This is a genomic window from Pseudomonas sp. AM4(2022) (assembly GCF_036346515.1).
GTDB classification, from domain to species: domain Bacteria; phylum Pseudomonadota; class Gammaproteobacteria; order Pseudomonadales; family Pseudomonadaceae; genus Aquipseudomonas; species Aquipseudomonas paracarnis.
Genome location: NZ_JAOTNW010000009.1, coordinates 74,628 through 87,733, shown reverse-complemented (window position 1 = coordinate 87,733; position 13,106 = coordinate 74,628). Strand labels below are relative to the sequence as shown.

14 protein-coding genes are annotated in these 13,106 nt (G+C 61.1%); 8 read left to right on the top strand and 6 right to left on the bottom strand.

The window, feature by feature from the left end; translation table 11 throughout:
• From ODQ19_RS14405 to ODQ19_RS14385, 5 genes are read right to left on the bottom strand one after another with little or no spacing between them, the layout of a single operon-like run.
• Positions 1-762, bottom strand: coding sequence for an ABC transporter permease (locus ODQ19_RS14405; RefSeq protein ID WP_330210412.1), 762 nt, complete (start codon positions 760-762; stop codon positions 1-3).
• Positions 759-1,958 carry an ABC transporter substrate-binding protein gene (locus ODQ19_RS14400; RefSeq protein ID WP_330210411.1) on the bottom strand — a complete coding sequence of 400 codons (1,200 nt, stop codon included), beginning with the start codon at positions 1,956-1,958 and terminating at the stop codon, positions 759-761. The genes ODQ19_RS14405 and ODQ19_RS14400 overlap by 4 nt, the downstream gene beginning before the upstream one ends.
• Positions 1,945-2,748 (bottom strand): ABC transporter ATP-binding protein, encoded by an 804-nt coding sequence (locus tag ODQ19_RS14395; RefSeq protein WP_330210410.1) that lies wholly within the window; start codon positions 2,746-2,748, stop codon positions 1,945-1,947. The genes ODQ19_RS14400 and ODQ19_RS14395 overlap by 14 nt, the downstream gene beginning before the upstream one ends.
• Positions 2,745-3,806, bottom strand: a complete 1,062-nt coding sequence (locus ODQ19_RS14390) for an acyl-CoA dehydrogenase family protein (protein ID WP_330210409.1) — start codon at positions 3,804-3,806, stop codon at positions 2,745-2,747. Before ODQ19_RS14390 ends, ODQ19_RS14395 begins: the two co-directional genes overlap by 4 nt.
• 39 nt (positions 3,807-3,845) lie before the next feature.
• The gene (locus tag ODQ19_RS14385; protein ID WP_116667423.1) at positions 3,846-4,406 is read right to left on the bottom strand and encodes a carboxymuconolactone decarboxylase family protein; all 561 of its coding nucleotides are present in this window, start codon (positions 4,404-4,406) and stop codon (positions 3,846-3,848) included.
• Positions 4,407-4,509: 103 nt separating this feature from the next.
• On the opposite strand from ODQ19_RS14385, the gene ODQ19_RS14380 reads away from it, so the two are divergent.
• The gene (locus ODQ19_RS14380) at positions 4,510-5,415 is read left to right on the top strand and encodes an AraC family transcriptional regulator (RefSeq protein ID WP_330210408.1); all 906 of its coding nucleotides are present in this window, start codon (positions 4,510-4,512) and stop codon (positions 5,413-5,415) included.
• Here ODQ19_RS14380 and ODQ19_RS14375 read toward each other — a convergent pair.
• Positions 5,412-6,323 carry a LysR family transcriptional regulator gene (locus tag ODQ19_RS14375; RefSeq protein ID WP_330210407.1) on the bottom strand — a complete coding sequence of 304 codons (912 nt, stop codon included), beginning with the start codon at positions 6,321-6,323 and terminating at the stop codon, positions 5,412-5,414. The two genes, ODQ19_RS14380 and ODQ19_RS14375, sit on opposite strands and share 4 nt — an antisense overlap.
• Before the next feature lie 114 nt (positions 6,324-6,437).
• Between ODQ19_RS14375 and ODQ19_RS14370 the strand changes: the two genes are divergently transcribed.
• From ODQ19_RS14370 to glgA, 7 genes are all read left to right on the top strand, one after another.
• On the top strand, positions 6,438-7,433 hold the full coding sequence (locus ODQ19_RS14370) for an aldo/keto reductase (protein WP_330210406.1): 996 nt from the start codon (positions 6,438-6,440) through the stop codon (positions 7,431-7,433).
• Positions 7,434-7,566: 133 nt separating this feature from the next.
• Positions 7,567-8,025: an SRPBCC family protein gene (locus tag ODQ19_RS14365; protein ID WP_330210405.1), complete on the top strand. Its 459-nt coding sequence runs from the start codon at positions 7,567-7,569 to the stop codon at positions 8,023-8,025.
• A gap of 94 nt (positions 8,026-8,119) precedes the next feature.
• Positions 8,120-8,566: a DUF411 domain-containing protein gene (locus ODQ19_RS14360; protein WP_116667418.1), complete on the top strand. Its 447-nt coding sequence runs from the start codon at positions 8,120-8,122 to the stop codon at positions 8,564-8,566.
• A gap of 3 nt (positions 8,567-8,569) precedes the next feature.
• Positions 8,570-9,013 (top strand): YqaA family protein, encoded by a 444-nt coding sequence (locus ODQ19_RS14355; protein ID WP_330210404.1) that lies wholly within the window; start codon positions 8,570-8,572, stop codon positions 9,011-9,013.
• 45 nt (positions 9,014-9,058) lie between these two features.
• Positions 9,059-10,060: an alpha/beta fold hydrolase gene (locus ODQ19_RS14350; RefSeq protein ID WP_330210403.1), complete on the top strand. Its 1,002-nt coding sequence runs from the start codon at positions 9,059-9,061 to the stop codon at positions 10,058-10,060.
• A 25-nt stretch (positions 10,061-10,085) separates the two neighbouring features.
• Positions 10,086-11,039: a D-2-hydroxyacid dehydrogenase family protein gene (locus ODQ19_RS14345; protein ID WP_330210402.1), complete on the top strand. Its 954-nt coding sequence runs from the start codon at positions 10,086-10,088 to the stop codon at positions 11,037-11,039.
• Between the two features lie 480 nt (positions 11,040-11,519).
• Positions 11,520-13,076, top strand: coding sequence for a glycogen synthase GlgA (gene glgA, locus ODQ19_RS14340; RefSeq protein ID WP_330210401.1), 1,557 nt, complete (start codon positions 11,520-11,522; stop codon positions 13,074-13,076).
• The last annotated feature ends 30 nt before the right edge of the window (positions 13,077-13,106 follow it).

Below are 13,106 nucleotides of genomic sequence, written 5' to 3'. Positions count from 1 at the left end.
TCACCCCCCATGCACCCACCGCCGATGCAACCAACGCGCAAACGCATCCAGCGCAAACCCCAGCACCCCGATCACCACCACCATCGCCATCAACTCCGAATACGCCAGGCGATCACGGGTGTCGAGGATGTAATACCCCAGTCCCGCACTGACCCCGAGCATTTCGCAGGGCACCAGCACGATCCACAGGATGCCGATGGCCAGGCGCACGCCGGTCAGCACATGTCCGACGACGCCAGGAATGATTACCCGACGCAATGTCTCCCAACGCGTGGCGCTCAAGCTCTTGCTCAACTGCAACCAGCGCGGGTCGAGCTGACGCACGCCCGCTGCGGTGTTGAGCATGATCGGCCAGACAGCGGCAAAGGCCAGCAGGAAGTAGATAGGCTGGTCGCCCACACCCATCAGCATCACCACGATCGGCATCCACGATAGTGGCGAAATCATCCGCAAAAACTGGAACGCCGGCGTGGTCGCCGCCTCCAGGTTACGCGAACTGCCCACCAGCAACCCGAGGGGTACGCCTACCAACAACGCGATAAACAGCCCGACGAAAATACGCTTCAGGCTCACGGCGATATGTAGGTACAACTCAGCCCGCCCGAGCAATTCCCACAAGCTGCTGGCGGTGGCCGCCAGGGAAAAGCGCGCCGACAGGCCATCGGCCTCGCCGAACACTTTCACGCCCAGCCACCACAGCACCAACAAACCCGCCAAGCCACTCAGCCCCAGCCACCAGCCGGGGATTCTGCTGTTGTTCAAACGCCGATCTCCTCGTGCCGCTCATAACCGTCCGGCAAACCGAAGGTCTGCATGCCGCCCACGGCTTCGATCGCCTTGCGCACGAAACGGTCGTCCACCAGGTCCTTGGCTACGAAGGCTGGGTCGAGGTCCGCGAGGAACTTCTTGTCGCCTTCGATCAAGGTGTCCTTCAGGCGCCGCACCAGTTCTTCGGTGTAGCTGGGGAACGGGTACGGTTGAAAGTCGATGCGATGCTCGTCCCAGTTGGCATGCTGGATCGCGCCGTCGGCCACGTAGGTGGCGCGGTCGCTGGCCGCCGGCGCCAGGACTTTGCTCAACACCGGTTCAGCATGGGGCGTGTAACGGTTCGGGCCATCCTTGGACAGCAGCTTCACCGCCTCTTCGCGGTTGTCGCGGGTCCATACCTGGGCCTTGACGATGGCGTTCACCACCTTCTGCGACCACTCCGGGCGATTGGTCAGATCGTGTTCGTGCATGAATACCACACAGCACGCGTGGTTGCGCCACACGTCACCCGTGAAGCGCTGCACGCGACCGACCTTGAGGTTTTCTGCCAAGGCATTGAACGGCTCGGCGACGATGTAGCCATCGATGCGTTTGCTGGCCAAAGCCGGAGGCATGTCCGAGGGCGGCAACACGATCAGGTTGACCTCATTGGCGGCAATCGAACTGCCGGTGGCGCGAGTGACCGGGGTGAGGCCGTTGTCGCGGAACAGTTGCTGCACCACCACGTTATGGATCGAGTACCAGAACGGAATCGCCACCGACTTGCCGCCCAGTTGCTTCACGTCGGTAATGCCAGGGGATACGGTCAAGCCCGAACCGCCCACATGGTTCCACGCCACCACTTTGGCCGGCACCTTACTGCCGTAGCGCGCCCATACGGTCATTGGCGACAGCAGGTGTATCACGTTGACTTGGCCGGAGATAAACGCCTCGATCACCTGGGCCCAGCTACGCAACAACACCGGGCGCTCGGCCTTGATGCCTTCGGCTTCGAACAGGCCGTTGTTGTGGGCAACCAGCAGTGGCGTGGCGTCAGTGATGGGCAAGTAGCCGATGCGGACCGGCGCGTCGGGCTCATTGGCGGCGCGCGCCTGCAGGCTGCTCAACAGAGGCAAGGCGCCCGCGGCACTGAGCACGGCAGAGAGTTTGAGAAAGTCACGGCGCGAGTGGGTCAGGTCATCCAGACACATGGGTAAACTCCTGTTGTTCAAGGGGGTTGGGTTGAGGGCGGCTCGCCTGCCGTAAGGTTTTCAAAATCTCGATACGCAGCGCGCCAATGGCCTCGACCTGCTCTTCCCGAGGGTGCGGCAGGTCGATAGCCCACTCGCCCAACGTCCGCGCCGGGCGGTTACCCAGTAGCAGGATGCGGTCCGACAATAACAGCGCTTCGTCGATGTCGTGGGTGATCAAGACGGCCGCCGAGCCTTGCTCACGATTGACCTTGAGCAACAGGTGCTGCATATCGGCGCGAGTCACTTCATCCAGCGCGCCGAAGGGCTCGTCGAGCAACAACACTTGGGGCTGACGCGCCAGGCAGCGAGCCAATGCCGTGCGCTGGGCCATGCCACCGGACAATTGCGCCGGGAACTGCTGGCGCGCAGGTTCCAGCCCTACCGCTGCAATGGCGTGGTCAACACGACGGTGGCGTTCTTCAACACTCAAGTGCGGTTGGCGAGCGAAATCCAGACCGAAGGCAACGTTTTTTTCCAGGGTCAGCCAAGGCAACAGGCTCGGGTCTTGAAAAGCCACCACCACACGCGGATGCGGGCCGCTCAACGGCTCGCCCAAAACCTGCACGCGGCCAGCCTGAGGCGCCTGCAAGCCGGCCAGCACCCGCAGCAGGCTGGATTTGCCCACGCCGCTCGGGCCCAGGATCGACACCACTTCACCCGGTTGCAAGTGCAAGTCGAAGCCTTGCAACACCGGCCCGCTGCCATACCCCAGGCAAATGCCCTGGGCCGTCAATACCGCCTGGCTCATAGATTGGCCTGGCGGTGTAGCTCGGTGCGCAGTTGCACCAGGCTGGGCGTCACGATCGGCACAAAGGCCGACTCGCGCCAGCGCCGGGCAAAGCCGCTGCCGTGGGCGGTCAGGTAAGCCTTGCCCCCGCTGGCTTGCAGTTCAAGCTGGACAGCGCTGGCGGCGGTTTCAGCCAGGGCGATACGCAGCTTGAACAGCGGTATGGGCTCGGCGGTAAAGCGCCCGGCCAACAGCCCGCTTTTAAGCTCGCTAACCAGATGATCCAGCGTCACGCGCAGGGCTTCCAACTCGTCGCGCAACACGGTACGACTGGCGCCCAAATGGTGGGCTACTTCAGCCAGGGAACGCCGCGCCAAACCAATCGACATGCCGCACTGCAAGCCCAGAAACGCCGGGCGTACCGCCGGTAAAAACGTGCGCGCATCCTCGTGCAACAACCACTCGCGACTCAGCTCCACACCTTCCAGGCCAAGCGCTGCGGTGTTGCTCGATTGCAGCCCGAGCAGCTCCAGGTCGCGGGAGCGCTGCAACCCGGCCACCGAATCCGGAATCGCCAGGATAAATGGCGCGCCGCCCCCTGCATGCTCGATGGCCGCCGCAGCGACAAAGCCGTTCTTGCGCAAATTGGTCACCCAATGCAGGCGACCGTTGAGGGTCCAACCGTGGTCGTTGGGCTCGGCGCTGATCTGCAACGTCTCGATACCCGACAGGAACTTCATCGCATTCGACAGCCCAGTGGCGCCGGCCAACTTGCCGCTGAGCAGGTCAGGCATCAGTTGCTCGCGCAGGCGCTGATTGGGGCTCTGCAGTAAGTACTCGATAAACGAGCGTTGGCCCCAGCACACAAACGCCGCCGCCAGGGAATGGCTGGCCACATTGGCGATGGCCTCGACCGCACCCGCCACATCACCGCCCAGGCCGCCCAGTTGGGTGGGCACACCGATTTTCAGAATATTGGCTTCTGCCAGCCGCGGCAGCACTTCCTGTGGATCGCAACTGCCCACGTCCAGGGCCTGCGCTTGAACATCGAGCCAACGGCTCAAGATTGGGTCAAGCATTCATGTTTCTCCTTTTACAGCAGGTGGGCCAACGCCAAATCAGTTGGCCGGTTTTTCCCAACGGTATTGCGCCAGCTCCGGGTTCAGCGGGGTGCGGGCAAACACGTTGGCGAAGTTGCACAAGGTTGCCAGGCTGACACCCAGGATGACTTCCAGCGCGTGGCCGTCGGTGTAGCCGGCGGCGCGGAACGCCTCAAAGCCCGCATCACTCACATCCCCACGGGTGGCGATCACTTCACGGGTAAACGCGGCGAGTGTCTCATAGCGCGCATCAGGCAACTCACCCCGGCGGCGCAGGGCCTCGATCACCGCCTCAGGCAACTTGGCTTTGTTGCGGGCAACCGCAGTGTGGCCAGCCACGCAGAAATCACAACCGTGGGTAGTGGCGGCAATCAGTTGCACCACTTCACGGTCGGCCAGGCTCAGCTCGGCCTTGGCATTCAAGCCGGAGACGGTGATGTAGGTTTCCAGCGCAGCCGGTGCGTTGGCCAGCACCCCCAGCAGGTTAGGAATAAAACCCGAGCCTTTGAGCGCGTTTTCCAGGAAGGGTTTGGCGGCTTCCGGGGCGGTTTCAGGGGTGAGCAACGGTACACGGGACATGGAGTGGACTCCTGTTGGGTTTGAATGCCCCAGTCTGTTGGTTCTAAAAAAAGCGCTCAATAGGCTAAAGTAGCGATTACTTGCTCTTGAGTCTTTCCATTAGATGAATTCGTCCGATGTACTTGTCGATTGGTTATTAGATAGCCTCGAACTCAACACCAGTTTGTTTCACGTCGGCCGCTATTGCGGTGACTGGCACGCGAGCACCCACGGCCTGGCACAGGCGAGCTTCCATTTGATTGTGCAAGGCGAATGCTGGCTGCATATCGACGGCGATCCAAGGCCACAACACCTGAATAATGGTGACGCGGTGTTTCTGCTGCGTGACTTTGCCTTTCGCCTGTCCGGCCAACCCACGGCAGCCGGCGCCCAGGAGTGCCCACGCCGGGCGATGCTGCCCCTCGACAGCACGGCCACCGACGGTGTGGGATTAGTCTGCGGTTTCTTTCACTTTCAATCCGGCTTGTCGACACTGATCGTAGACACCCTGCCCAGCTGGATCATCCTGCGCGCCGGCGACCCGTCGCTGACGGCTGCACGCAACCTGTTCGAATTGATCCTGCACGAATGCGCACGCACGCCAGCGCCCTCTTCCGCGCTGCTGGAGCGCCTGTGCCACCTGCTGTTCCTGTATGTATTGCGCCAGCAAGTACTCGACAACACTGAGCTTGGCGGCCTGGCGGCGCTGGGCCGGGCACCTGCGTTTGCGCATTTGCTGGAGCAATTGATCGCCCGCCCGGCCGAGCCCTGGAGCCTGGAAAGCATGGCGGCCTGTACCGGGTTGTCGCGCTCGGCGTTTTTCAAGCGCTTCAGCGAATTGTGCGGGCAGTCACCCGGGCAAGTACTGCTGATGATCCGCATGCGCCACGCCTGTGGGTTGCTCAAGGCGGACCAGACCGTGGCCGAGGTTTCGCTGGCGGCCGGGTATCAGTCGGTGGCGGCGTTTACCCGAGCCTTTCATAGAGTCACCGGGCAACAGCCTGGCGCCTATCGCAGGGCGCAAGCCTAGCCTTGTAGACCGGTGCCGGGCCGGGCGCACAACTGCACCAGCCAATCGACAAACACCCGCACCCGCTGCGACAACTGCCGATGGGGCGGGTATAACGCAGTCAGCGCCATTTTCGGCACTGCCACCTCCGGCAGCACCTGCACCAGCGTGCCCTCGGCCAGTTGGCGCAGGGCGTGATAACGAGGTGCCTGGATCAGCCCGTAGCCGGCTTCGCACGCAGCGAAGTAGCCGGCGGAGCTGTTCACGGCAACCACCTTCGGCAGGTTGACCGGGCGCAACTCAGTGCCCAGCAGAAATTCCAGGCCAAACCGTTTACCGCTGGCACTGGAAACATACTCGATCATTTGGTGACCCGCCAACTGCTCCAGGCAAGTGGGCGTGCCCATGTGCTCAAGGTACGCGGGGCTGGCCAGGGTCAGTTGTTCCATCATCGCCAAGGGCCGCGCCACCAGCGATTCGTCCAAGGCCGGGCCACCGCGCAACACACAATCGACGCCTTCGCGAATCAAATCCACTGGCCGGTCATTGAAGCCGATCTCCAACTCGATCTGTGGGTACAACGCGGTGAACGTTGGCAAAGCCGGAATCACAATCAAGCTCCCAATGCCTGAGGGCATATCGATGCTCAATGTGCCCCGGGGGTTCTGGCGCCGCGTGGAGAACACCGCCTCGGTTTCCTCCAGGTCGGTCAGCAATTGCACGCAACGTTGGTAGTACGCCGTGCCATCCAGGGTCGGGCTGACGTGGCGCGTGGTGCGCTGCAGCAGTTGCACGCCGAGATGGGCCTCCAGTTGCTTGATCAGAATTGTCACGGAGGCGCGTGGCAATTGCAGGCTGTCGGCGGCCTTGGCAAACCCGCCCAACTCGACAATCCGAGTGAAAACGCGCATGGCGTTAAAACGATCCAAGAGAATGCTCCTGTGAGGATTGTTTAGAAATCACGAACGGTGATAGCACTTTTAGCGGGTTTATCTGCATTTTTTCAAGGGTAACAATGGCCCCTCATCACAAGGAGTTTCCCTATGCGCACTCGACAACTCGGTAAAAACGGCCCGCATGTGTCTGCCATTGGCCTTGGTTGCATGGGCATGACCGATTTCTACACGCCCGGCACCGATACCACCGAAGCCACCGCAACCTTGCACCGCGCCCTGGAGCTGGGCGTCAACTTTCTCGATACCGCTGACATGTACGGCCCGCACACCAATGAGCAATTGATCGGCAAGGCCATTGTCGGCAGGCGTGACCAGGTCTTCCTGGCCAGCAAATTCGGGATCGTGCGCGACCCTGCCAACCCAGTAGTACGCGGGGTAAATGGCCGGCCCGACTATATCCGCAATGCCATCGACGGCACCTTGCAACGCCTGGGGGTGGATACGCTGGACCTGTACTACCAGCACCGTATCGACCCCGACGTGGCCATCGAAGAAACCGTCGGCGCCATGGCCGACCTGGTGAAACAGGGCAAAGTGCGCTATCTGGGCCTGAGCGAGGCATCTGCCCCTACCCTGGAGCGGGCGCATAAGGTCCATCCCATCAGCGCCCTGCAAAGCGAATATTCGCTGTGGAGCCGCGACCAGCAAGACAATGGCTGCCTCGCTGCCTGCCAGCGCCTGGGCATCGCGTTTGTGCCTTACAGCCCGCTGGGCCGAGGCTTTCTCACCGGCGCCTTGAAGAGCCCGGATGATTTCGGCGCCGATGATTACCGACGCTTCAGCCCGCGCTTTCAGGGTGAAAACTTTGCGAAAAACCTGCGGCTGGTAGAACAGGTCAAGACCCTGGCGGCAGACAAAGGTGTCACCGCCGGGCAACTGGCGCTGGCCTGGGTATTGGCCCAGGGCGATTACATCATCCCGATTCCCGGCACCAAGCGGCGTACCTATCTGCAAGAGAATGTGGAGGCGCTGTCGATTTCTCTCAGCGCGGACGAACTGGCTGCGCTGGATGCAATCTTCCCTGCCGATGCAACCGCAGGCCTGCGTTATCCCAAGGAAGTGCTGGCCATGCTGGATATCTAGTGCCTGCTGGAAACCCTTGTCCGGGCCGTTCTCAGCGGGATTGACGAACGGCCTGCCGACGCCCGTGCAAAGCGCGGGCGTCAGGCTATCCTCACAGCTCCTAGTGTATAAACCGCCACACAGGAGGTGTGTCATGCACGCGACTGAGCATTCGGTCCGCTTGGAGCAGATCAGTCAGGAACGCTTCATCCACACGCCGATCGAGGCGGTTTATGACTATGTGACCCAGCCCGACCGCTGGCACGAGTGGCACCCCACCTCCCTTAGCGCCGACACCGGCACCACCGGTTCATTGCCGGTCGGCACGCGCTTTACCGAAATCATCGACCTGCTGGGCATACGCGTCCCCATGAGTTACCGCGTACAAATCGCCCGCCGCCCCAGCGAGTTCAAAACCGTGTTCACCTCCCTGGCGGTTGACGGTTCCATCCATTACTACTTGCGCACTCATCAGGGTGGCACGCTGTTCAAGCGGGTGCTGACCTACGAGACCGAACTGCAACTGGCGTCTTTGCATGAACGCATGGTCGCGCTGTCGGCGATTGCGTTGGACCGGCTCAAGCAGCGGCTGGAAAATCAGGGTTTCGTATAATTTAGAAACATTACCACGGCGTCACATTGCAAACATGCCTGCAAAAGCAGGGAGAATGCCCGGCTTATTGCCGCGCCTTCAGTGAGACCCCACGATGAAAACCCCATTGCGATTGGCCCTGCTCAGTGCCCTGTTGACCACCACCCTGGCCCAGGCCGCCGAGTTGATCCCCATCGACGTCCACCGCGACGCCAACTGCGGCTGCTGCAAAAAGTGGATCAGCCACTTGGAGAGCAACGGTTTCAAGGTCAACGACCATGTTGAAGCCGACATGAGCGCGGTGAAACAACGCCTGGGCGTGGCGCCACGCCTTGGCTCCTGCCACACCGCGGTCATCGACGGCAAATTCGTTGAAGGCCACGTACCCGCCGAGCAGGTCCTGGCTCTGCGCAAACGCAACGACCTGCTGGGCCTTGCCGCACCGGGCATGCCCTTGGGCTCGCCAGGCATGGAAGTGGCCGGACGCAGCGAGGCGTATCAAATCATTGGCCTGACCCGAGACGGCAAAGACGTAGTGGTAGCGCACTACCCGGCTCACTGACCGGTGTTGATGGGTTACCTGGGGCTGTTCGTCGCGGCATTTGGCGCCGCGACGTTATTGCCCCTGCAATCGGAAGCCGTGTTGGTGGGCCTGCTGCTCAGCGGGCATTACAACCTATGGCTGTTGCTGGGCATCGCCACCCTGGGTAACGTGCTGGGCTCGCTGGTCAATTGGCTGCTGGGGCGCTCGGTGGAACGCTTCAAGGAACGGCGCTGGTTCCCGGTCAGCGCCCGGCAATTGGACAAGGCTCGCAGCCATTACGCGCGCTGGGGGCATTGGACGTTGCTGTTCAGTTGGGTGCCGATTATCGGTGACCCGCTGACGTTGGTGGCTGGGGTGATGCGTGAGCCGTTGTGGCGTTTTCTACTGCTGGTAACCCTGGCGAAAAGCCTGCGGTATGGCGTACTCGCAGCACTGACGTTGCAGTGGGCGTTAATCCCCCGTTAATCGCGAGCAAAGAGCATCCGGGCATCTGTCTCGGAGCCAAAACCCATGCCTTTTATCCGTACATTGTGCGTAGCCGGTTTGTTTTCGGTCAGCGCGGCGCCCGTGTTAGCTGACACCTACGGTCCTGAGTTGCAGGGCTTTGCATACCCCTACCCTTTGAATCATTTTGTCTTCCAATCCCAAGGCAAATCCCTGCAAATGGGCTACATGGACGTCCCCGCCACTGGTACTCCAAACGGTCGCAGCGTGGTGCTGATGCACGGCAAAAACTTCTGCGGCGCCACCTGGGAGGGTTCGATCAAGGCGCTGAGTGACGCCGGTTACCGCGTCATCGCCCCAGACCAGATCGGTTTCTGCACCTCCAGCAAGCCGGACCACTACCAGTACAGCTTCCAGCAACTGGCGACCAACACCCATCAACTGCTGGAAAAGCTCGGCATCCAAAAGGCCACGATCATCGGCCATTCCACCGGCGGCATGCTCGCCACGCGCTATGCATTGATGTACCCCCAGCAAACCGAACAGCTTGGCCTCGTGAACCCCATCGGCCTGGAAGACTGGAAAGCCCTCGGCGTGCCTTACCAGAGCGTCGATCAGTGGTATCAGCGCGAGCTGAAACTGAGCGCCGAAGGTGTACGCAACTACGAGCGCACCACCTATTACGTCGGGCGCTGGAAGCCTGAATACGAGCGCTGGGTGGATATGCTCGTCGGGCTGAACAAAGGCCCGGGGCATCTGCAGGTTGCCTGGAACTCGGCGTTGATTTACGACATGATCTTCACCCAGCCGGTGTACTACGAATTCAAGGATCTGCAGGTGCCCACCTTGCTGCTGATCGGCACCAGCGACACCACTGCCATCGGCAAAGATGTGGCGCCGGCGGCGGTCAAGGCCAAAATCGGTCATTACGAGGTACTGGGCAAGCAGGTGGCCAAGCTGATTCCCCGCGCTACGTTGGTGGAGTTCCCCGGCCTGGGCCATGCGCCCCAGATGGAAGAGCCGGAACAGTTTCATAAAGCCCTGTTGCAGGGGTTGAAGGCCCTTTAATTCCCACTTTTGGAGGCACACGGGCATGTCGATACAGATCGCAGTGATGGATGATTGGCAGCACGTGGCTAGCGAGGTGGTGGATTGGTCGACGCTGGACAGCGTGGGCAAGGTGCATTTTCTCCACGACTATCCCGCCGATACCGCCACCATGGTCGAGCGCTTGAAAGGGTTCGAGGTGATTTGCCTTATGCGCGAACGCTCAACCTTTGACGAGGCGCTGCTGCAAGGGCTGCCCAAGCTCAAATTGCTCGTGACCGGCGGCATGCGCAATGCCGCCATCAACGTTCCCGCAGCCAAGGCCCTGGGCATCCAGGTGTGCGGCACCGACAGCTATAAACATGCCGCACCGGAGCTGACCTGGGCCCTGATCATGGCCTCCACCCGCAACCTGCTCGCCGAAGCCAACTCGCTGCGCGCGGGCGGATGGCAGGTCGGCCTGGGCGGCGATCTGCATGGCAAGACCTTGGGCATCCTGGGGCTGGGCAGCATTGGCCAGAAAGTCGCAAGGTTCGCCCAGGTCTTCGGCATGCGGGTGATTGCCTGGAGTGAAAACCTCACGCCCGAGCGAGCGGCTGAATCGGGGGCGACCTGGGTCAGCAAGCGCGAGCTGTTTGAACAGGCGGATATTCTGACCATCCACCTGGTGCTCAGCGATCGCAGCCGTGGCCTGGTGGATGCGCAAGCGTTGGGCTGGATGAAACCCACCGCGCGGCTGGTGAACACCGCACGCGGGCCGATTGTGGATGAGCAGGCGCTGGTGCAAGCGTTACGCAGCGGTCGGCTGGCCGGGGCGGCGCTGGATGTGTATGCCCAGGAGCCGCTGCCGGCTGACCATCCGTTTCGCCGCTTGCCTAATGTGCTGGCTACGCCACACGTGGGGTATGTGAGCGAGCAGAATTACCGGCAGTTCTATCAGCAGATGATTGAAGATATCCAAGCCTGGGCCAAGGGTGTGCCCATTCGCGGGCTCGCCTGACGCACCACTTTAGTGCGTTATTTCACCCTGTCTTTATGTAGGAGCGAGCTTGCTCGCGAAAAACGCCAACGATAACGCGGTCATTCTGGTTTTACTCGGCGGCCTTTGGTTTTTCGCGAGCAAGCTCGCTCCTACAGAGGCAGGGCGGTATATCGATAAAATTTTTTTGTCCTACAAAATCCGCATGAAAACCCAGCAGGTGCTGGGATCTGTCCTAGACTCATGACCGATGGGTCCGTTCCAAAACAAAAACCCCGCAAAAAATCTAAACTTTCGAAACCTGCCGCTGGTCAAGTTTTAGGTAAGGACGAGCGTACGCGCTTCAGGCCGAATGCCCGTTCATCCAATCTTTTAAAGCCGACATTGCAACTGGCATACGCCTTGCCAGCTTGTATAGCGCTTGTGTGCCTGGCCGCAGGATGCGGCCACTCGGAGCCAATGGCAGCGGGCCATTAGCCAACCAACAGATGGGAGTGCATTATGATCAGTGCCGCGGTAGATACTCAGGGAGAGCGTTTTAGTCAGCCGGTAGGAGGGCCAAAGTCGTTGGCCGACCTGCCCAACACTGTGCGGCCGGTCGTGAGTCAGAATCCGAATCGAAAGAAAGTCTTGTTTGTCACATCCGAGTTCGCGGACCTGGTGAAAACCGGTGGCCTGGGCGACGTATCCGCTGCCCTGCCCCGCGCTATGGCCCACCTGCATGATGTGCGCGTGCTGATTCCGGGTTACCCGCAAGTGATGGAAAGCGACAACCCGATTCATATCGTCGGTGAACTGGGCGGCCATGCCGCGTTGCCACCGTGCAAGATCGGGCGTATGGACCTTGCGGACGGCCTAGTCATCTATGTGCTGATCTGCCCCGAACTGTATGAGCGCGAAGGCACGCCCTACGGCGCGAACAACGGCCGCGACTGGCCGGACAACCATATCCGCTTCGCCCGCCTGGGCCTGGCTGCCGCCGACATGGCCGCCAACCTCGCGCAAATCCACTGGTGCCCAGACCTGGTGCACGCCCACGATTGGCCTGCGGGCCTGGCTCCGGCGTATATGCACTGGCGTGGGTCACGTACGCCAACCCTGTTCACCATTCATAACCTGGCCTACCAAGGCGTGGTCAGCCTGGCCTCGACGCCTGAGCTGGGCATTCCGCCCCACGCTCTGCAACAGGAAGGCATGGAGTTCTACGGCAAGATGTCGTTTCTCAAGGCGGGCATGGCGTATTCCAGCCATATCACCACCGTGAGCGCCACCTACGCCCAGGAGATCACCACCCCGGAATTCGGTTGTGGCCTGGATGGCTTCCTCGCCAGCAAGACCCAGCAAGGCCTGCTCAGCGGCATTCCCAACGGCATCGATGAGAGCTGGGAAACCTCCACCGACACACACCTGACCCACAACTTCAATATCGGCGACTGGGAAGGCAAGGCCATCAACGCCGCCCATGTTCGCGAGCTGTTTGAGCTGCAGCCATCGAGTGGCCCGCTGTTCGCCGTGGTGTCGCGCCTGGTTTACCAGAAAGGCCTGGACCTGACCGAAGCCGTTGCCAGTTTCATCGTCGAAAACGGCGGCCAGATTGCGATCATCGGCCGTGGCGAGCCGGAAGAAGAGCAGGCCATGCGCGAATTGGCACTGCGCTTCCCGGGCCAGGTGGGTGTACGCATTGGCTTCAACGAGACCGATGCGCGCCGCATGTTCGCCGGCAGCGATTTCCTGCTGATGCCATCGCGCTATGAGCCCTGCGGCCTGAGCCAGATGTATGCGCAACGCTTCGGCTCGTTGCCGGTGGCGCGTAACACAGGCGGGCTGGCGGACACCATTGAGGATGGCGTCACCGGGTTCCTGTTCAATGAATCCACCGTGCAAAGCTACGAAGAGGCGCTGCGCCGCGCCTTCAAGGTGTTCGCCTTCCCCGGTCTGCTCAATGCCATGCGCAGCCGTGCCATGACCCAGCCATTCAACTGGTGCCAGGCCGTGGAACCCTACGCCGAACTCTATGAACGACTGGTGGCCAAGGCCCTGGGGAAATCGAACAAGTAGCGACTGGAACAACTAAGGGAGGTCTTCATA